This window comes from Aquisalimonas sp. 2447, assembly GCF_012044895.1.
Lineage (GTDB): Bacteria > Pseudomonadota > Gammaproteobacteria > Nitrococcales > Aquisalimonadaceae > Aquisalimonas.
On the sequence record NZ_CP050695.1, the window covers coordinates 2448191 to 2468538 of the forward strand.

The 20348-nt window shown below is 64.4% G+C and carries 16 protein-coding genes; 2 read left to right on the forward strand and 14 right to left on the reverse strand.

Going from position 1 to position 20348, the window contains the following annotated elements; translation table 11 throughout:
- Positions 1-37: 37 nt before the first annotated feature.
- From glp to KU884_RS11570, 14 genes are all read right to left on the reverse strand, one after another.
- Positions 38-1270: a gephyrin-like molybdotransferase Glp gene (glp, locus tag KU884_RS11505; protein ID WP_217351352.1), complete on the reverse strand. Its 1233-nt coding sequence runs from the start codon at positions 1268-1270 to the stop codon at positions 38-40.
- A gap of 19 nt (positions 1271-1289) precedes the next feature.
- Positions 1290-1721, reverse strand: a complete 432-nt coding sequence (locus KU884_RS11510) for a hypothetical protein (protein WP_167782778.1) — start codon at positions 1719-1721, stop codon at positions 1290-1292.
- Positions 1722-1730: 9 nt separating this feature from the next.
- Entirely contained in the window at positions 1731-2504 is a 774-nt protein-coding gene (locus tag KU884_RS11515; protein WP_167782779.1) for a peptidylprolyl isomerase, read from the reverse strand.
- A gap of 254 nt (positions 2505-2758) precedes the next feature.
- Positions 2759-3448 carry a respiratory nitrate reductase subunit gamma gene (narI, locus tag KU884_RS11520; RefSeq protein ID WP_167782780.1) on the reverse strand — a complete coding sequence of 230 codons (690 nt, stop codon included), beginning with the start codon at positions 3446-3448 and terminating at the stop codon, positions 2759-2761.
- Positions 3449-3478: 30 nt separating this feature from the next.
- Complete coding sequence (gene narJ, locus KU884_RS11525; protein WP_167782781.1) at positions 3479-4174, reverse strand: nitrate reductase molybdenum cofactor assembly chaperone; 696 nt, start codon at positions 4172-4174, stop codon at positions 3479-3481.
- The gene (gene narH, locus KU884_RS11530) at positions 4171-5763 is read right to left on the reverse strand and encodes a nitrate reductase subunit beta (RefSeq protein ID WP_254432028.1); all 1593 of its coding nucleotides are present in this window, start codon (positions 5761-5763) and stop codon (positions 4171-4173) included. Before narH ends, narJ begins: the two co-directional genes overlap by 4 nt.
- Positions 5760-9515, reverse strand: a complete 3756-nt coding sequence (locus KU884_RS11535; protein WP_167782782.1) for a nitrate reductase subunit alpha — start codon at positions 9513-9515, stop codon at positions 5760-5762. The genes narH and KU884_RS11535 overlap by 4 nt, the downstream gene beginning before the upstream one ends.
- A 231-nt stretch (positions 9516-9746) precedes the next feature.
- The gene (locus KU884_RS11540; protein WP_167782783.1) at positions 9747-10172 is read right to left on the reverse strand and encodes a universal stress protein; all 426 of its coding nucleotides are present in this window, start codon (positions 10170-10172) and stop codon (positions 9747-9749) included.
- Positions 10173-10195: 23 nt separating this feature from the next.
- A complete protein-coding gene (locus KU884_RS11545; RefSeq protein WP_167782784.1) occupies positions 10196-11590 on the reverse strand; it encodes a nitrate/nitrite transporter in 1395 nt (464 codons plus the stop codon).
- A 95-nt stretch (positions 11591-11685) separates the two neighbouring features.
- Positions 11686-13296: an MFS transporter gene (locus tag KU884_RS11550; RefSeq protein WP_254432029.1), complete on the reverse strand. Its 1611-nt coding sequence runs from the start codon at positions 13294-13296 to the stop codon at positions 11686-11688.
- 278 nt (positions 13297-13574) lie between these two features.
- On the reverse strand, positions 13575-14870 hold the full coding sequence (locus KU884_RS11555; RefSeq protein WP_254432030.1) for an antiporter: 1296 nt from the start codon (positions 14868-14870) through the stop codon (positions 13575-13577).
- A gap of 28 nt (positions 14871-14898) precedes the next feature.
- Positions 14899-15849 (reverse strand): IS1595 family transposase, encoded by a 951-nt coding sequence (locus KU884_RS11560; RefSeq protein ID WP_167782786.1) that lies wholly within the window; start codon positions 15847-15849, stop codon positions 14899-14901.
- An 89-nt stretch (positions 15850-15938) separates the two neighbouring features.
- Positions 15939-16244, reverse strand: coding sequence for a hypothetical protein (locus KU884_RS11565; RefSeq protein WP_254432031.1), 306 nt, complete (start codon positions 16242-16244; stop codon positions 15939-15941).
- Positions 16245-16310: 66 nt separating this feature from the next.
- Positions 16311-17600, reverse strand: coding sequence for a nitrate/nitrite transporter (locus tag KU884_RS11570; RefSeq protein WP_167782787.1), 1290 nt, complete (start codon positions 17598-17600; stop codon positions 16311-16313).
- Positions 17601-17839: 239 nt separating this feature from the next.
- Between KU884_RS11570 and KU884_RS11575 the strand changes: the two genes are divergently transcribed.
- Both KU884_RS11575 and narL read left to right on the forward strand, forming a co-directional pair.
- Positions 17840-19705, forward strand: coding sequence for a HAMP domain-containing protein (locus KU884_RS11575; RefSeq protein ID WP_167782788.1), 1866 nt, complete (start codon positions 17840-17842; stop codon positions 19703-19705).
- Entirely contained in the window at positions 19702-20340 is a 639-nt protein-coding gene (narL, locus tag KU884_RS11580; protein WP_167782789.1) for a two-component system response regulator NarL, read from the forward strand. Before KU884_RS11575 ends, narL begins: the two co-directional genes overlap by 4 nt.
- The last annotated feature ends 8 nt before the right edge of the window (positions 20341-20348 follow it).

Genomic DNA, 20348 nt, shown 5'->3' on the forward strand with positions numbered 1-20348 from the left:
CCGACAGCATCGACAGACCGGGGGAGCAGTCTGCGGACTAATTCAGGAGTTCGTAGTAGGGGTAGGCCTGAACGATGGCGCCTTGACGGACGGGCGTGTCCGGCGGGATTTCCAACAGAGCGTTGGCCCAGGTGGTGGAGCTCATGATGCCGGAGCCCTGGTCGGGATACAGGCTGGCACGCTGGTGGTCGCCTTCGGTGGCGATGCGGGCACGCAGGTAGCGGGTCCGGGGGTCGGCCTTGTCCAGGGTGAAGTCTGCCCGCACCGGCGCGGTGCGGGGATGGACGTCGGCGACGCCCTGTCGTTTCAGGATCAGGGGCCGGCCGAAAAGGCAGAAGGTCACGAACATGGAGACCGGGTTGCCCGGCAGGCCAAGGAACGGTGTGGAGTTCACCTGGCCGAACGCAATCGGCTTGCCCGGCTTGATGCTGATGCGCCAGAGATCCAGATGGCCGAGGCTATCCACGGCGTCTTTGACGAAATCCGCATCGCCGACGGACACACCACCACTGGTGACGATGAAATCCGCATCATCGGCAGCCTCCTCCAGCATGGTCCGCGTCGTGTCCGGATCATCGGGGACAATCGCGGGACCGCGGACGTCACAACCCAGACCCTGCAGCAGCCCGAGCAGTGCATAGCCATTGGAGTTGAAAATCTGCCCCGGGGCGATGTCGGTGCCAGGGTCCACCAGCTCGTCGCCGGTGACGAGGACGGCAACACGCAGCCGCGGCCGCACGGGAAGCGCTCCGTAACCGGCGGTGGCCGCCAGGGCCAGGTGCTGGGGCTGCAGGCGCGTGCCTCCGGCCAGAATGGGGGCGCCGCCGGTCAGATCCTCACCGGCCATACGGATATGATCCCCTGCCGTCGGGCCCTCCGGAACGGTCACCTGCCCGGCCCCCTCCGCGCAGCGCTCCTGCATGACCACGGTATCCGCACCATGGGGAATCGGCGCACCAGTGAAGATGCGCATGGCGGTGCCGGGGGGCAGTTCCACCGGTGGTTGTCCCGCCGCGGCCACGCCGGACAGGGGCAGCTCGCCTCCCAGGGCCCGGGCGTCGGCGGCGCGGAGGGCATAGCCGTCCATGGCCGAGTTGTCATGAGGTGGTGCGGTGACCCGCGAGACCAGATCACGCGCAAGCACCCGCCCGAGGGCATCGTTCAGCGGAACGGTCTCCGACGTCCCGGACGGCGCCACGGCTCCGAGCATCCGCTCCAGCGCCTCGGCCGGCGCCTGCATGGGCTGATTGGTACTGCAGCAATCGGTCACGCGTGTTCTCGCCCCGGTATCAGTTGGTCATGCGTGTCTGCAACTGCACCGGGCTGCCGGCACGGTCGAACACGGCGTAGCGGGACAGATCGGCGCCCATCTCCACTGCCTCGGCCATCTGCTTGAGGTAGGGCTCGGCCTCCTCTTCGGTGGGCAAGCGCCCACCGGAGGCGGAGAGACTGGACACCATGATCAGATCCCAGCTGAGGCCGGACTGGTCCGCTTCTTCCACCAGCGCGTCCAGGCGTAGTTCCTCGTTGAGTTCCCGGTCGGTGGCCATGACCGGGCGCAGCAGCCCACCCCCTTCAATGGCCTCGCCGTTGTTGTGGTGCGTGGCCTCGTCTTCGGGCTCGGCCTTGAGCAACACCAGCAACAGGCGTTGGGGCTCGGCCTGCTGTAGTCCTACTTCCAGTAGGTCACTGAAGCTCTGAATGCGGATATTACTGTTCATTGATCTGCCTTACTGGATCAGAAGGGATTCGGCCTGGTCCAGGTCGATGCCGCGGATCTCGGCCTCGCCCGCCAGGAGCTTGATGTATTGACTGATGGCCCGCTGCCGCGAGACGACCTCCAGATACTCCTTGATACGCGCTTCCACCGCCTCGAACGGGAGCTGCTCACCGGAGACGTGCTGCAGCACGTCCACCACGTGAAAGCCGTAGCGCGTCTTGATGGGCTGCTCGGCCAGGCCCACCGGCAGGCGCAGCACCGCGTCCTCGAACTCGGGCACGGTCTCGCCGTTGCTGACCTGACCCAGCCACCCGCCCTGCTCCGCCGACGGGCAGCGCGAGTACTGCTTCGCCCGCTCGGCGAAGACGCCGGGGTTGTGCTGCAACTCCTCGATGAGCTGCTCGGCGGTGGTACGCGCCTGCTCGCGCTCCTTGAGATCCTCCGGATGGCCGGCGATGAGGATGTGACGCACCTCGGCCAGATCCGGCGAGCGGAAGCGCGACGGGTTCTGCTCATACCAGCGACGGCAGGTTTCGGTGTCCGCTTCAGGGATGTGGACTTCCTCGGCGATGAGTTCGTCGATCACCGGATCCAGCGCATCGTCCTCGTCGGGAACCTCCATGCGCAGCTGCTCGGCGCGTTGCTTGAGGAGCTCGCGGACCGTCAGTGCCACCGCTGCACGGCGCTGTGCGTAGCGCGGATCGGCACCGGACTCCTGGTGATACGCGGACTCGATGTTGATGGCCCGGCTCGAGATTTCGATGCCGTTGACGTGGATGGACATGGGGTCCTCCGGTTGTGTCTGGTGGGTGCATCAAGGGATGCACCCGACGATTCGGTGGTCGCGGCGTGCGCCGCTCCTGCGGGCCCTGCCTGTGGCCGTGGGCGTTGTAGGCGCCGTAGGGTGGACCTTCAGGTCCACCTTTCGAGGCCTGATGGTGGACCTGAAGGTCCACCCTACGGTTCTTTCGGTCCGAAGCCCCTTGTGGGAGCGACGTTCGTCGCGACTGACGTCGCTCCCACAATTGGAGACCAGGCTTACACCGCCCGCATGCGGACCACCTGCCAGGCGCGCCAGATGTAGCCGTAGGGGACGCTCCAGATGTGGACCAGCCGCGTGAACGGGAAGACCAGGAACATGAGCATGCCCAGGAACATGTGCATCTTGTAGATCCAGTGCACGTCGTAGATGGTCGCCGCGGCGCCGGTCTGGAACGTCACCAGGGCCTGTGCCCACGCCTGGATCTGGCTCAGGATGGCCCCGTCGAGATGGCCGGTGGATACCGTGATGGTCAGCAACCCGGTAACCAGCTGCGCGGCGAGCAGGACCAGGATGAAGGTGTCCATCGGGTAGCTGGTCTTGCGCACGTAGGGGTCGGTCAGGCGGCGGTGCAACAGGATCACCACGCCCACCAGGGTGATCATGCCGAAGATCCCGCCGGAGACGATGGCCAGGAGCTGCTTGCCGCCGGTGGTCAGGCCCACGGCGTTATAGACCGGCTCCGGTGTCAGCAGCCCGATGAGGTGGCCGAAGAAGAGGAAGATGATCCCGATATGGAAGAGATTGATGCCCCAGCGGAAACTCCGCCCCCCGGAGGTGAACTGGGTGGTGTTGCTCTTCCAGGTGTACTGGCTCTTCTCGAAGCGGATGAGGCTGCCCACCAGGAACACCGCGCCGGCGATGTAGGGGAACACCGCGAATGCCAGATCATGAAAGTATGTGTACATGCTGATTCTCCTTGACGCCCGCGGTAGCCGCTAGGCGCTGTTGCGCTTGAGTGCCGACCAGTCCACCGGGACGGCCTGGCCCTGGTTCGTCGTGGCGCCGCCGCAGCCCCCGGAGGTGGGCCCGAAGGTCACGGGCTCTTCGGCCCAGACCTCGTCGAGCTTCTCCGGCGTGTCGTCCCGCTCCTCGTCACGAAGCTGGCGCTGGAGCTGCTCGTCCGCCGTCTCCAGGCCACCCAGCTCGATGAGCCCCTTGAACAGCCACTGGTACTCGCTGTCGCGCTCCGCCAGGCGCCCGTGCAGCAGCTGCAGCAGGTGCCACACCTCCTCCAGCCAGGCCTTGGCGTTCTCCTCCGGCAACCGGGAGCAGAACTCCAGGAACAGCGGCACGTAGTCCGGTAGCTCGTTGGCGCTGACTTCCAGCCCTTCCTCGCGATAGACGTTCTGCAGATCCACCATGGCCTGCCCGCGGTCGCGGGACTCCCCGTGCACGTGCTCGAAAAGGTGCAGGGAGAGCGAGCGACTACGGTCGAACAGGCCGACGTACTCGGCCTGGACGTCCATGAGGTCGGCCTCCTGGCGACGCCGCACCAGCTCAACGAGCTGGCGCCGCGTGCCGGATTCCAGGCGGTGCTCCCCGCCGATCACGTCGATGAGCTCGCCGCCGTACGTCTGCACCATCTCGTCCGGGTAGTCGAGCAACAGAGCAATGACTTTGAGCACCTTCATGACGATCCCTCCTCGGTCACCTTCGGCTTCCTGGATGCGCCGGACTGGTAGACCTGGATGTCGGGGAAGCCGTACTCCCGCCGCGAGGCACGCCGCCCGCCAAAGATGTCCACCTGGGTGCGACCCGTGCTGGCAGTGTTGCAGCCGTCACCAAAGCTGAAGCCGCAGCCGGAGCGTTCGCCGTAGGGATCCTGGTGGGAGAGCTCCTTGCTGTTGGTGGGAATGTCGAAGCGATCCTCGTAGTTGGCGATGGCCATGATCTGGTACATGTCCTCCACCATGTCTTCCGACAGCCCAACCTGCTCCAGCACGCTGTAATCCGGATCACCGTCCACGGTCTGACTGCGCTTGAACTTGCGCATTGCAAGCATCCGCTCCAAGGCCTTGATCACCGGCCGCTCGTCACCGGCAGTGAGCATGTTGGCCAGGTACTTCACCGGGATGCGCAGTGAGCCCACGTCCGGAATCAGCCCTTCGTTGTCGATGTTGCCGGCGTCCGCCGCCGACTGGATCGGCGACAGGGGCGGCACGTACCACACCATGGGCAGCGTCCGGTACTCGGGGTGCAGCGGGAAGGCGACCTTCCAGTCCATGGCCATCTTGTAGACCGGTGACCGCTGGGCGGCCTCAAGCCACTGCTCCGGGATGCCTTCCTTCTTCGCCGCTTCGATGACCTCCGGGTCATGCGGGTCCAGGAACACGCGCATCTGCTGTTCGTAGAGATCCTGCTCGGACGGCGCCGAGGCGGCCTCCTGGATGCGATCGGCGTCGTAGAGGATCACCCCCAGGTAGCGGATGCGCCCCACGCAGGTCTCCGAGCAGACCGTGGGCTCGCCCACTTCGATGCGCGGGAAGCAGAAGGTGCACTTCTCGGACTTGCCGCTCTGCCAGTTGTAGTAGATCTTCTTGTACGGGCACCCGGAGATGCACATGCGCCAGCCGCGGCACTTGTCCTGGTCGATCAGGACGATGCCGTCCTCCTCACGCTTGTAGATCGCGCCGGAGGGGCACGAGGCAACGCACGTGGGGTTCAGGCAGTGCTCGCACAGCCGGGGCAGATACATCATGAAGGTGTTTTCGAACTGCCCGTAGATCTCCTTCTGGATGTTCTGGAAGTTGTAGTCCTGGGAGCGCTTCTCGAACTCCCCACCCAGGATTTCCTCCCAGTTCGGGCCCCACTCGATCTTGTCCATGGGCTGCCCGGTGAGCGCCGAGAACGGCTTGGCCACCGGCTGGTGCTTGGAGTCAGGGGCATTGTGGAGCCGCTGGTAGTCGAAGTTGAAGGGCTCGTAGAAATCCTGGATGGATGGCAGATCCGGGTTGTAGAAGATGTTGGCGAGGATGCGCCACTTCGACCCGGCCCTGGGCTGCAGATCACCGTTCCTGACCGTCCAGCCGCCGTTCCAGCGGTCCTGGTTCTCCCAGTCCTTCGGGTAACCGACGCCGGGTTTGGTCTCCACGTTGTTGAACCAGGCGTACTCCATGCCCTCCCGCGAGGTCCAGACGTTCTTGCAGGTCACCGAGCAGGTGTGACACCCGATGCACTTGTCCAGGTTCAGGACCTTTCCGATCTGTGCGCGAACCTTCATGCCTGTTCCTCCGCCTCGTAAATGCTTTCGTCGTCACCCTCGAGCCAGTCCACCTGATCCATCTTGCGCACCACCACGAACTCGTCGCGGTTGGAGCCGACGGTGCCGTAGTAGTTGAAGCCGTAGCTCTGCTGGGCATAGCCGCCGATCATGTGGGTGGGTTTGAGCACGGTCCGGGTGACGGAGTTGTGGATGCCGCCCCGCTCGCCGGAGATCTCCGATCCGGGGGTGTTCACCAGCTTCTCCTGGGCGTGGTACATCATCACCATGCCTTCGGGGACACGCTGGCTGACCACGGAGCGGGCCACGAGAGCGCCATTGGAGTTGAAGCACTCGATCCAGTCGTTGTCGACAATGCCCACCTTCTGCGCGTCGATCTCGCTCATCCAGACACACGGCCCGCCGCGGGAGAGCGTGAGCATGATCAGGTTCTCGCTGTAGGTGCTGTGGATGCCCCACTTCTGGTGCGGGGTGATCCAGTTCAGCGCGATCTCCTCATTGCCGTTGCCGCGCACCCCTTGAATGGTCTGGGTGGTGCGCATGTTCACCGGCGGCCGGTAGGCCACGAAGCCTTCACCGAACGCCCGCATCCAGGGATGATCCTGGTAGAGCTGCTGCCGCCCCGTGAGCGTGCGCCATGGAATGAGCTCGTGGACGTTGGTATAGCCGGCGTTGTAGGAGACGTGCTCCGACTCCAGGCCCGACCAGGTGGGTGAGGAAATGATCTTGCGCGGCTGCGCCACCAGGTCGCGGAAGCGGATCTTCTCCTCTTCCTTGTTCAGGGCCAGATGCGTGTGATCACGGCCCGTCTGCTTGGACAGGGCGCTCCACGCCTTCACCGCCACCTCGCCGTTGGTCTCGGGTGCAAGGCTGAGAATGACCTCAGCGGCGTCGATGGCCGACTCGATCTTCGGCATGCCCTTGTTCACGGCGTCGTCGCGGTGGACACCGTTGAGCTTGCCGAGGAAGTCAACCTCGTGCTCGGTGTTCCAGGCAATGCCCTTGCCGCCATTGCCCACGTCCTTCATCAGCGGCCCCAGGGCCGTGAAGCGGGCGTAGACGTTGGGATAGTCGCGCTCCACCGGCACGAGCTGCGGCATGGTCTTGCCGGGCACCGGCTCGCACTCGCCCTTCTTCCAGTCCTTGACCTCGAAGGCCTGCCCGAGCTCCGCCGGGCTGTCATGGAGCAGCGGCAGCGTGACGATATCCGTCTCCTTGCCCAGGTGGCCCTGGCACACACGGGAGAACGTCTTCGCCAGTCCCTTGTAGATGTCCCAGTCGGAACGGGACTCCCAGCAGGGGTTCACCGCCTCTGACAACGGATGGATGAACGGGTGCATGTCCGAGGTGTTGAGATCGTTCTTCTCGTACCAGGTGGCCGTGGGCAGCACGATGTCGGAGTACAGACACGTGGTGGACATACGGAAGTCCAGCGTGGTGAGCAGGTCCAGCTTGCCTTGGGGCTCCTCGTCCCGCCACACCACTTCTTCCGGCTTCACGGCGCCTTCTTCGCCCAGGTCCTTGCCCTGCACGCCGTGGTTGGTGCCCAGCAGGTGCTTGAGGAAGTACTCGTGGCCCTTGCCGCTGGCGCCCAGCAGGTTGGAGCGCCACACGAACAGGTTGCGCGGGTGGTTCACCGGGTTGTCCGGGTCCTCGCAGGCCATGGCAAGCTTGCCGCTCTTGAGCTGCTCGACCACGTAGTCCTTCGGATCCTTGCCGGCGGCGGCGGCGTCCTTCGCCACCTGCAACGGGTTGGCGGCGAGCTGCGGTGCCGACGGCAGCCAGCCCATGCGCTCGGAGCGGACGTTGAAGTCGATCAGGCTGCCGTGGAAGTCCTCCTTGTTGGCCAGCGGCGAGAGCATGTCCGCCACCTGCAGCTTCTCGTAGCGCCACTGATCGGTGTGGGCGTAGAAGAACGAGGTGGAGTTCATGTGCCGCGGCGGCCGCGCCCAGTCCAGGGCGAAGGCCAGCGGCTGCCAGCCGGTCTGCGGGCGCAGCTTCTCCTGCCCCACATAGTGCGCCCAGCCGCCGCCGCTCTGGCCGACACAGCCGCAGAACACCAGCATGTTGATGATGGCGCGGTAGTTCATGTCCATGTGGTACCAGTGGTTGAGACCGGCACCGAGGATGACCATGGACCGCCCCTGGGTCTTGTCGGCGTTCTGGGCGAAGCGCCGCGCGACCTTGATGACCTTGTCCGGCGACACGCCCGTGATCTGCTCCTGCCACTTGGGCGTGTAGGGCATGTTGTCATCGTAGCTCTTGGGCGTGTTCGGGCAGTCCAGGCCGCGATCCACGCCGTAGTGCGCGGTAATCAGATCGAACACCGAGGCCACCAGGGCCTCTTCGCCGTCGGCGAGCGTGATTCTGCGCACCGGCACCTTGCGGTAGATGACGTCTTCCTGGGGGTTCGGGGTAAACCGGCCCAGTTCGTGCTCCAGGCCGCCGAAGTAAGGAAAACCCACTTCGGCCACGTCGTCACTGACACCCGCGTGGGTCAGGCGCAGCTTGGTGTCCTTGCCATCGGCCCGCTTCTCTTCCAGGTTCCACTGGCCGTCCTCGCCCCAGCGGAAGCCGATGGAGCCCTGAGGCACCACGGCGGTGTCGCTGTTCTCGTCCCAGGCGACGGTCTTCCACTCGGGGTTGTTCTTCTGGTCCAGCGCCTTGTCAAAGTCCGAGGCGCGCAGCAGGCGACCGGCCTGGTAGCCCTTGTCAGTCTTGTCCAGGCGCACCAGGCAGGGGAAGTCGGTGTACTTGCGCGCGTACTCCTGGAAGTACGGACTGGGGTTGTCAACGTGAAACTCCTTGAGCATCACGTGGCCGAGGGCCATGCCCAGCGCCGAGTCGGTACCCTGCTTCGGGTTCAGCCACATATCGGCGAACTTGGAGGCCTCGGAGTAGTCCGGGCACACGGTGACGATCTCCGTGCCCTTGTAGCGCACTTCGGTCATGAAGTGGGCGTCCGGGGTGCGCGTCTGCGGCACGTTGGAGCCCCACATCATGATGAAGCCGGAGTTGTACCAGTCGGCGGATTCCGGCACGTCGGTCTGCTCGCCCCAGGTCTGCGGGGAACTGGGAGGCAGGTCGCAGTACCAGTCGTAGAAGCTCATGCACACGCCACCCAGCAGGGACATGTACCGCGAGCCGGCGGCGTAGCTGACCATCGACATTGCCGGGATGGGCGAGAAGCCGATCACCCGGTCCGGGCCGTACTGCTTGATGGTGTAGGCGTTGGCCGAGGCGACCAGCTCATTCACCTCGTCCCAGGTGCTGCGCACCAGCCCGCCCTTGCCGCGGCGGGACTTGTACTGCTTCGCCTTCTCCGGGTCCTCGACGATGGAGGCCCAGGCATCCACCGGATCCTTGTGCACCTTGCGCGCCTCGCGCCAAAGCCGCAGCAGGTGACCACGCGCCATCGGGTGCTTGAGGCGGTTGGCGCTGTAGATGTACCAGGAGTAGCTGGCGCCCCGCGCGCAGCCGCGAGGCTCATGGTTGGGCATGTCGGGCCGCGTACGAGGGTAGTCAGTCTGCTGGGTCTCCCAGGTAACCAGGCCGTTCTTGACGTAGATCTTCCAACTGCAAGCGCCGGTGCAGTTCACCCCGTGGGTGGAGCGCACGATCTTGTCGTGCTGCCAGCGGCTGCGATAGGCATCTTCCCAGCGTCGGGGGTCATCGGTGACAACACCGTGGCCGTCGGCGAACTCCTCTTTGGTGCGCTGGAAGAACGTCAGTCTGTCCAGAAAGAAACTCATAGCAATCTCCTGTCTATTAACAACCCGACCCGAGAGCCGATTTTCAGACTAAAAGCTACGCGTGCGCCCGGCTGCAAACGTTGACTCAAATCAACTCCGCTCCAGTCACAAAGGCAAAATGCCGGCCCGCATGAGAAAGCCTTGAATCGGGCGAGAAAGACCATCTCTCTTTAGTGGTATTTCGCATCGTCTTTGCGAAGTATGGCCCCAAAAACTGAACCTTCAGGAATCTCACGGGATCACCACGACGGGACAATGAGCGAAATGCAACAGGCGATGACTGATGGAGCCGATAAGCGCCCCCTTGACCGCACCGCTGCCCCGGGTGCCGACCACGACGATGTCGCCCTCTTCGTCGGCGGCATCCAGCATCACCGCCGACGGGCCGTGGCGATCCGTGACATGCATCACCCGGGTCTCCAGGGCGACGTCGCTGACGTCGCCCAATTCACCCACTACCCGGTCCAGCACGCTCTGCGCCTCCTCGTCCACCTCTTTCTGCGAGGGGGAAATGAAGATCGCTTCGTTCAGGGCCCGCCAGTCCACCGCGTAGACAACATGCACCGGACAGGCGCGCAGGCGCGCCTCTGCCACTGCCCAGCGCAGCGCACGCTGGGAGCATTCCGAACCGTCCGTTCCTACAATGACCTTGCTCATGGCGTTCGACCTCCGTCGTCCTGTCAGGTGTTCTCCGGCTGAGTCGCCGACTCGCCGGGGCCGGTATCCGGGACCGTGCCGCCCTTCTTCGCGGCGCGCTCGTCCGCCGCCGCGACGGCTGCCGCCACCCCACCGCGCGTTGCTCGCAGCAGAATCATGATGCCGATACTCATCAGCGACAGCGCCGCGAACACGATGAAACCGTTGGCGAAGCCCTGTTCACCCTGCCAGTCGACAAAGAAGCCCATGATGGGAGGGAAGGCCGTGCCGCCGAAGCCGCCGAGCCCCCCGATCCAGCCAGCCGCCCCGCCGATGGCGCGGGGCAGGTAGATCGGCACAAGGCTGAACTGCGCGGCATTGGAGATCCCGAAGCCTGTAGCAATGAGCATGGTGCCGACCAGGGCTGGCCCGGCACCATCGGCGAAGATCAGCGTGACGGAGCCGATAAAGGCGAGCCCGAAGGCGATGAAGTTCGTGGGCTCCCCGCCCAGCACGTCCGCCATGGCGCCGCCGGGCACACGCACCAGCCCGGTCCAGATACCGAAGGCCGCCGCCAGCGAGCCGGCCATGGTCGCGGTCATGCCGTGGTAGTCATACCAGTAGGTGGGCAGCCAGGCCGTCAGGGCCAGGAAGCCGCCGAAGGAGACAAAGTACGTCAGTACCAGGGCCCAGTTACGCCAGGCCCGCGCTGCCTCGAACAGTGCCGGCCACAGGCTCTCGCGCGGAAACGCCTCCTGGCCGAACTTTTTGGCGATGGCCTCGGCTTCGTCCCGCGGCAAGCCGTCACGCTGGTGCAGCTGGAAATACGGCGCGTTCTGGGCGAACACCGCCACCAGCAGGAACGCGATCCCCACCAGGATGATCCAGAACAGGTAGGCACCCGGCAGGGTCAGCGCCGCCACCAGGAAGGGCACGAACAGGGTGAACGCCCCGGCACCGGCGTTACCGAACCCGGCGAACACGCCCAGCGCCCGCCCCTGCTTGCGCATGGGGCTCCAGTAGGCGTTCATGGGAATGCCCACGGAGAAGGTATCCACGCCGAAGCCGATCACCGCACCCAGCAGGAGCAGCACCGGGTAGAAGTGCGGCCCCAGGTCATCCGGGTAGTAGGCGAACAGGATGAACACCAGGATGGCCATGGCGCCCAGCATGATCCCCAGTAGCGACAGGAACGGGATCTTGCCGCCGGTGGCATCGGCCCAGGCGCCGAAGACGACGCGGATCAACGCGCCGCTGAGGGCCGGCATGGCAACCAGCCAGCCGACCTGCGTGGCGGACAACTCCATGGGCTCCCGCAAGAGGGCCGCCGTGGGCCCGAACAGGGCGATCCCGGAGATGCCCATGAAGAAGCCGAATGCGGTGACGATCAGCGTCCTGATCCGGCTTCCCTTGACGTTGACTGCTGCTGACTCGGACATTTGCTCTCTTTCCCGTTTCCGGATTGGATCCAGCCGTGGCCCCGTATCGCGGGGCCCCACTTGGGGCCACCGCGAGCGGTCCATGGTTCAGGGCATCAGGGGTTTTTCGCGTAGGCGTTGCGGCGCAGGTAGAACCAGTGGTTGATCACCAGGCCCACCGCGTAGAACACCGCGAAGCCGTACATGGCCAGCTCCGGCGTCCCCGCCTGGATCTGCTCGCCCATCACCCGCGGCGCGATGAAGGCGCCGTAGGCGGCAATGGCCGAGGTCCAGCCCAGCACCGGCCCTTTCTGCTGCTGATCGAACAGCACGCCGATGGTGCGGAATGTGGAGCCGTTGCCGATCCCCGAAGCGGCGAAGATGACGATGAACAGCACCAGGAAGATCCAGAAGTACTCGTGCGGCGCCTCGGTCCCGTAGGCGAGGGACATCACGTAGCCCACCGCCACGGAGGCGACCACCATCACTGCCGAGATCACCTGGGTGACCAGTGCGCCGCCCACCTTGTCGGAGACCCAGCCGCCGACCGGGCGAATCAGGGCGCCGACTAACGGGCCGATCCAGGCGTAGGTCAGTGCGCTCGGGCCGTCGGGGTTGGAGACCCGCTCGAGGCCGCCGTCATCAGTGGGCACCCACATGTTGCCGAAGATGACTTCGATGGACAGCGGCAGCGCCGCCGAAAAGCCGATGAACGAGCCGAAGGTGACGATGTACAGCCAGGTCATGGACCAGGTGTGCTTGTCCTTGAAGATGGCGAACTGCGTCGTCATCCCGGCGCCGATCCCGGCCGGCATGGCCCGCATGACCAGCAGCGTCCCGATGATCACCAGCAGCAGCGCCACCCAGACGTTGAGCAGGTCCAGACCAACGGGTTGCGGCAGGAACAGCCACAGGCCGATCCCGGAGGTCAGCAACGCCGCCAGGTAGAGGCCCCCGATCTTGCCGAAGGCCGCCAACGGGTGCCCCGGATTCGGCGTGACCGTGCGGAGGTTGTTCATGCCGAACCAGGCGGCAATCACCAGCGGAATCAGCACCAGGCCCCAAACCAGGCCAGCGTTCTGGATCCAGGTATCGGTACCTGCCTCGATGCGCCCGAGGATGGTGCCGCTGCTGCTCTCCAGCGGCAGGGGGGTACCCGACAGGGCACCGAACACTGCAGCCGTCATCACCATCGGAATGACGATCTGCATGGTGGTGACGCCGAAGTTGCCGAGCCCCGCGTTCAGCCCCAGCGCCAGACCCTGCTGGTGCCGCGGGAAGAACGTGGCGATGTTGCTCATGGAGCAGGCAAAGTTACCGCCGCCGATGCCGGAGAGAAACGCCAGCAACTGGAACACCCACAGGGGCGTGTCCGGGTTCTGCAGGGCGAAGTACGCCCCGAACGCCGGAATCATCAACAGTGCCGTACTGAAGAAGATGGTGTTGCGCCCGCCGGCGATGCGGATGAAGAACGACGCCGGGATACGCAGCGTCGCTCCGGTAAAGCCGGCAATGGCGGTCACCGTGAACATCTGCAGCTCGGTGAACCCGAACCCCAGGTTCATCATCTGCACGGTGATCATCCCCCACATCAGCCAGACGGCGAAGCCCATCAGCAGATTGGGGATGGAGATCCACAGGTTGCGGTACGCAATCCGTTTGCCCTGACTTTCCCAGAACTGGGTATCTTCCGGATTCCAGTTCTCTATGTCTTGGTTCAAGGCCACAGTCGCCCCTCCCGAAAGGTGATTACAAATTGAAACCCGGCAAACTCGCAGACCGGGGGTTACCTCTTGGGACGGACGCTAACCACTCTGAAGGGATAGGCGTTTGATTTAGATCAAGGAACAGGCTTAGCCGGGCAAATTATCGATAAACTACCTCTTACGAGGTAGTTCGTTTTATTCCTATATCAGTACCCCTACTGCCGTGATTAATCATTCATGCAAATTACAACAAAACGCCCCGCCGAATGGGCGGGGCCAAAACGAAAGGTGAAGCTCCCTCAGGGGTTTTTCGCGTAGGCGTTACGGCGCAGGTAGAACCAGTGGTTGATCACCAGGCCCACCGCGTAGAACACTGCGAAGCCGTACATGGCCAGCTCCGGCGTCCCCGCCTCGATCTGCTCGCCCATCACCCGTGGGGCGACAAAGGCGCCGTAGGCGGCAATGGCCGACGTCCAGCCCAGCACCGGCCCCTTCTGCTGCGGGCTGAACAGCACACCGATGGTGCGGAACGTGGAACCGTTGCCGATACCCGAGGCGGCGAAGATCAGCACGAACAGGCTCAGGAATATCCAGAAGTACTCGTGAGGCGCCTCGCTGCCGTAGGCCAGGGACATCACGTAGCCCACCGCCACGGAGGCGACCACCATCACCGCCGAGATCACCTGGGTGACCAGGGCGCCGCCCGCCTTGTCCGAGATCCAGCCCCCCACTGGCCGGATCAACGCACCAACGAAAGCCCCAATCCAGGCGTAGGTCAACGCACTGGGCGCATGCGGGTTGGACTGGCGCACCAGCTCACCGCCCTCCTCCACCCAGCGGTAACCGAAGATCACCTCGATGGACAGCGGCAGCGCCGCCGAGAAGCCGATGAATGAGCCGAAGGTGACGATATACAGCCAGGTCATGGACCAGGTGTGCTTGTCCTTGAAGATGGCGAACTGGTTGGCCATCCCGGCACCGATGCCACCGGGCAGCATGCGCATCAGGAAAAGCGTGGCGACGATGACCAGCACCAGTGCCACCCAGACGTTCAGAACACCGGCCCCATAGGGCTGCGGAAGGAACAGATACAGGCCGATGCCCGAGGTGACGAAGGCGACGCCGTACAGCCCCAGGATCTTGCCGAAGGCGCTCAGCGGGTTACCGGGATCCGGCGTCACCGTGCGCAGGTTGTTCATGCCGAACCACGCCGCCGCCACCAGCGGAATCAACACCAGGAACCAGACCAGGCCGGCGTTCTGGATCCAGGTGGCCGTGCCCGCCTCGATGCGGCCGAGGATGGTGCCGCTGCTGCTGTCCAGCGGCATGGGGTCACCCGAGAGGGCGCCGAACACCGCGGCAGTCATCACCAGCGGGATAACGATCTGCATGGTGGTGACGCCGAAGTTACCAATGCCCGCGTTCAACCCCAGGGCCAGTCCCTGCTGGTGCTTCGGGAAAAACGACGAGATGTTGCTCATGGAGCAGGCAAAATTGCCGCCGCCGATCCCCGAGAGGAAGGCCAGGAACTGGAACACCCACAACGGCGTGTCGGTGCTCTGCAGGGCGAAGTAGGCGCCGATGGCCGGGATCATCAACAGCGCGGTGCTAAAGAAGACCTGATTAGCAAGGAGCCTCAGCGCGGATGATGCGTTGAGGGTGTGGCGCGCAGCGTACGGCGGCGACGAGCAGCCGTTGCGGGAGCGCGGCAAGGTCGAAGCGGCGGTTGAAGCGATAGGCGAACGCGGCGAGGTAGCGAGCGGCGTACTTGCGGAATCGGAAGGCATGGTAGCAACCGGAGAGACTGGTTTTGAGGTTCCCGAGCACGGTGTTGATCCACTGGAACTCGGGCAACTGGCTTGGCTTGCGCCCCGCGACGACGGTGGGCTGATGGGTGCATCCGGCGGCCGCGACCGCCCGGAAGCACGCGAGCCCGTCAGAGAACACGGTGGTGCCGGGTGCGAGCGCCCCGCGGGCCCAGTCGGTAATGGCTCGGGCGCTGAACGTCGCCACCGGCGTGAGCTTGACGCGCAGCGGATGGCCCTCGTCGTCGAGCGAGACTGCGGCGACGAAGGCGCATTTGTTCTCGGAACCGCGCCCGACCTTGCCACCGCTGCGCTCGCCGCCGAGGTAGGCGTCATCGACCTGGACGTCACCGGCGAGCACGTACCTGTCCTCGCGCTCGGCCATCGCCCCCATGAGCTTGTGGTGGATCAGCCAGGCGGTGGGGTAGCTCACGCCGAGCTGGCGTGCGAGCGCAAGCGCCGACAGCCCCGTCTTCGCCTGGCTGAGCAGGTAGATGGCGAGAAACCACACCGTCAAGGGCAGCTTGGTGCCCTGCATGACCGTGCCGGCGATCAGCGAGGTCTGGTGTCGGCAACTGCGGCATTGGAACAGCGGGTGGGTGCGTCCGTGCACGCGGCTGTGCTCGTGCCCGTTACAGCGAGGGCAGCGGAAGCCGTGCGGCCAGCGGGCCTGCTCCAGTGCCGCGGCGCACTGGGCCTCCTCGCCGTAGTGGCGGAAGAACGCGGTCAACGACAGACCGGGCTGGAACTGGATGCGGTTCATGGGCATGGGGCGTGCCTCCGGCATGAATACTGTAATTATAACCAGTATATACACCCCCGGTGGCCGCGCCAGCAAGCGCAAGCTGACGGTCGTTGCTAATCAGGAAAGAAGATGGTATTCCGCCCCCCGGCGATGCGGATGAAGAACGAGGCCGGAATTCGGAGGGTGGCACCGGTGAAGCCGGCAATGGCCGTGATGGTGAACATCTCCCGTTCGGAGAACGGGAAGCCGATGTTCATCATCTGCACGGTGATCATCCCCCACATCATCCAGACTGCGAAGCCCATCAACAGATTAGGGATGGAGATCCACAGGTTGCGATAGGCAACCTTCTTGCCCTCACGCTCCCAGAACTCCGTGTCCTCGGGATTCCAGTGCTCGATGTCTCGATTCCAAGCCACGGTTTCATGCCTCCTTTTGCCGCTGTGGCGGTACGCCGGGACGGCCGGCCCCGGCAATGCAAGTGATCAGTTGTCCTGCCCGGCGGCCTCGTTGCGCACGGTGGGCTGGTGGTAGACGTCCCGCGTGAGCACCGGCTGGCGCCGCTCCGTCCACCACATCCAGACCACGGACACCAGGGTGAAGCCGAAGCACAGCATCCAGATACTGGTGGTCACGCCGGTGAAATCGATCAGCGCGCCGAACATCGGCGGCAGCAGGAAGCCACCAAGACCCCCGAACAGGCCCACCATGCCGGACACCAGGCCCAGGTTGTGGTCGTATTCGTCGGAGAGGTACTTGAACACCGATGCCTTGCCGATGCCCCAGGCGATGCCGACGATGAACAGCAGCGTGGTGAACAGCCACACCGGCATGGACAGGGTGAAGGTCAGCGTCTCGCCACCCATCTGCTGGATGGTGTACTCCGTGGGCGGGTAGGACATGAAGAAGAAACTGACCAGGCTCGCCCACATGCACACCCAGGTCACGGTGTGCGCACCGAACCGGTCGGAGAGATAGCCGCCGAAGGCGCGGATCACCCCCGAGGGCAGCACGAAAATGGTGGCGATGAGCGCGGCGAGCTGGATGCCGACGCCGTACTCCAGCATGTAGTAGCGAGTGAGGTACAGGGACACGCCCACGTAGCCGCCGAACACCACGGAGTAGTACTGGCAGTACTTCCACACCTTGGGGTCGTTCAGCACTTTGACCTGCTCGCGAAGCGTCGGCGCCTTCTTGTTCGGATCCTTGAGCTGAGGCTCGGTGTAGGTGAAAAACCAGAACAGGATGGCAGTAATGGCGACGATGGCGGCGTAGATATTGGCGACCGCCTGCCAGCTCAGCACCACAATGATGGTGGGCGCCAGGTACTTGGTCACCGCGGCGCCGGCGTTACCCGCGCCGAAAATGCCCATGGCCAGGCCCTGCTTGCCGCGCTCGAACCACTTGGCCGTGTAGGAAATACCCACGGAGAACGAACCCCCGGCCAGCCCCACGAAGGCACCGATGATGAGCAGCTGCCAGTACTCCGTGGCGAACTGCACCAGCCACACTGCGGGCAGCACGCACAACATGAGGATGAAGAACACCGGCCGGCCGCCGTACTTGTCCGCCCAGGCGCCCAGGGGCAGCCGGACCAGGGAGCCGGTGAGGATCGGCAGCGAGGTGAGAATGCCGAACTGGGTGTTGGTCAGGCCCAGCTCTTCCTGGATCGGCACCCCGATCTCGCCGAACATGGTCCAGACCATGAACATCATCGTGAACGCGAAGGTGTTCATGGAAAGGACGGAGTACTGTTTGAATCGCTGGGTGGCCATAGACTCCCCTGCCATTGTGGTTTGCCGGCGGCACGATCGGGTGGCAACGTTATGGATACAAACAGATGAAAGTCTTGATCGCGATCAAATAATTGATCCCGCAAAATCGTGCATAATCATGCACATATATCTTATTAATTAACTCGAACCGAATCCTAAGTGACTGTTTTCCGGTTGCTGATAGTCCCTGCGAGGTATTTCCTTTATGCCTTACCGCCGTTTCGTGACTCATTAGAGGTATGCCCCTGAAACCGCGGAAAACACACAAGGACCGCCCCCGGTCCCTGCGCGTGCGGCTCGGGCTGATTCTGCTCGCCATGACGGTGCTAGCTCTGTTCAGCATGGGGGCATCCATCTACATCGCGGAGACGGCGCAGGATGACGCCGCCGCCATCAACAAGGCCGGCTCACTGCGCATGCAGTCCTACCGCATTGCGGCGCTGCTCCAGGGCGAGGCCCCCGTGACCGAGGTGAGCGTGGCAAGGGAAGAGTTCGACGCGATCCTGAACGCCCCGGCGCTGACCAAGACCACGGAGGCGGCAGGGGCGGCACCGGGCCGCCACTACCGGGAGGTGCGCCAGACCTGGGAGGACACCCTCGCCCCGGATCTCCAGCTGGTCATCGACGACGAGGGTGACGTCGGCGGTGCACTCTATCTCGATGAGGTCCACAACTTCGTCACGGCGGTGGACACCATGGTCGCTGCCCTGCAGCGGCAGGCCGAGCAGCGCATCCAGTGGTTGCGCCTCAGCCAGGCGGCGGCGGTGGTGCTTGCGCTGACGCTGGCGCTCACCGCGGTGTACCTGATTCACAGCGGCATCACGCGGCCCCTGGCCGAGCTGATGGGGATGGCGGAACGCGTACGCCAGGGTGATTTCACCGGCCGTGTGCAGCATACCCGCCGCGACGAGATCGGCCTGCTGGGGCGGAGTTTCAACACCATGGCCGCCGACCTGGAGACACTACATGCGGGGCTGGAGCGACAGGTGGAGATCAAGACCCGCGAGTTGCGCCGCAGCAACGAGGCCTTGCAGCTGCTCTACGACGCCGCGCGCACGCTCACCCCGGGGCAGCTGAACGAAGAGACCGTCCGCCCCATTCTGCAGCATCTCAGCCGGGTCACCGACATCCGTCTCATCACGGCATGCATCGCCGATCCCGACGAGAGCTCTGCTCGCCATACAATCAGCTCCGTGGCGGGCTACGAGCCCGCCTTCTGCCGCGCCCCGGACTGCAGCCACTGCCTGGACGGCAATGTTGCCCGGATACGCGGCGGCATCGGCGATGGTCTTGCCACCATTCCGCTGGAACACCGGAGTGAACAGTACGGGGTCATGCTGCTGGAATTCACGTCCGGCACGGTGCCGGAGCAGTGGAAGTTCCGCCTCGCCGACGCCGTGGCAGAGAAGATTGCCGTTGCCATCGGCCTGGCCCGGGAAGCACGCCGCCAGCGCCGGCTGGCGCTGCTGGAAGAGCGTTCAGTGATCGCCCGGGAGCTGCACGATTCCCTGGCCCAGTCCCTGTCCTACCTGAAAATCCAGGTCGCGCGACTGGACGCGGGCCTGCGGGATCAGGCCACCAGCGCGACTACCACCTCCGCGGTAACAGAGTTGCGCGAGGGACTCAACACCGCCTATGGTCACCTTCGCGAGCTCCTGACAACGTTCCGACTAAAGATGAATGAACCGGGACTCGCCGCCGCACTGCACGCGGCCGCGGAAGAGTACCGACGCCGGAGCGAGGGGACCGATATCCGCATTGAACGGCTCGACACGGGACTGAACCTTGACTCCAATGCCGAGATCCATGTGCTGCACATCGCCAGGGAAGCCCTGGCCAACGTGGTCAATCACGCCCGCGCCGCGCATGCCTGGGTCCATCTCTGCGGCAGTGAGGATGGCTGGGTCACGCTCAGCGTGGACGACGACGGCATCGGCATCGCAGACAGGCAAGAGCGCCCGCACCACTACGGCATACGAATCATGACGGAACGAGCAAACAGTCTGGGCGGGACGCTGAACGTGTCCCGGCGGGAGCCCAAGGGCACACATCTCGAGGTGCGTTTCCCGGCGCGCGATGACACGGTGACGGAGTCCGTCGTATGACAACCCGAGTTCTGATTATCGACGACCACCCGCTTCTGCGGCGCGGAGTGATGCAACTGCTGGAGCTGGAGAACGACCTCGAACCCGTCGGTGAGGCCAGCGACGGCAGCGAAGGCCTGCAACTCGCGCAGGAACTCGACCCCGACCTGATCCTGCTGGACCTGAACATGGAGGGCATGACCGGGGTCGAGACGCTGCGCGCGCTGCGCGACCAGGGCAGCGAAGCTTGCGTCGTGGTGCTCACCGTCTCCGACAGCGATGAGGACATCACCAACTCGCTACGCGCGGGGGCCAATGGCTACCTGCTCAAGGACATGGAACCCGAGGCCCTGGTGGCGCAGCTTCAGCGCGCTGCCCAAGGGGAAGTGGTGATCAGCGACACGCTCACATCCAGCCTCGCCCGTGCCCTGACCAGGGACCGCCCCACCTCCGAGAGCAACCTGGACACGCTCACCGCACGGGAGCGGGAAATCCTGCGCCACCTGGCGCGGGGCGAGAGCAACAAGACCATTGCCCGCAACCTGGGCATCACCGAGGGCACCACCAAGGTGCACGTCAAGAACCTGCTCAAGAAGATGAACTTCCGCTCCCGGGTCGAGGCGGCCGTTTGGGCCGTCGAGAAAGGATTCAGATAGGAGTGCTC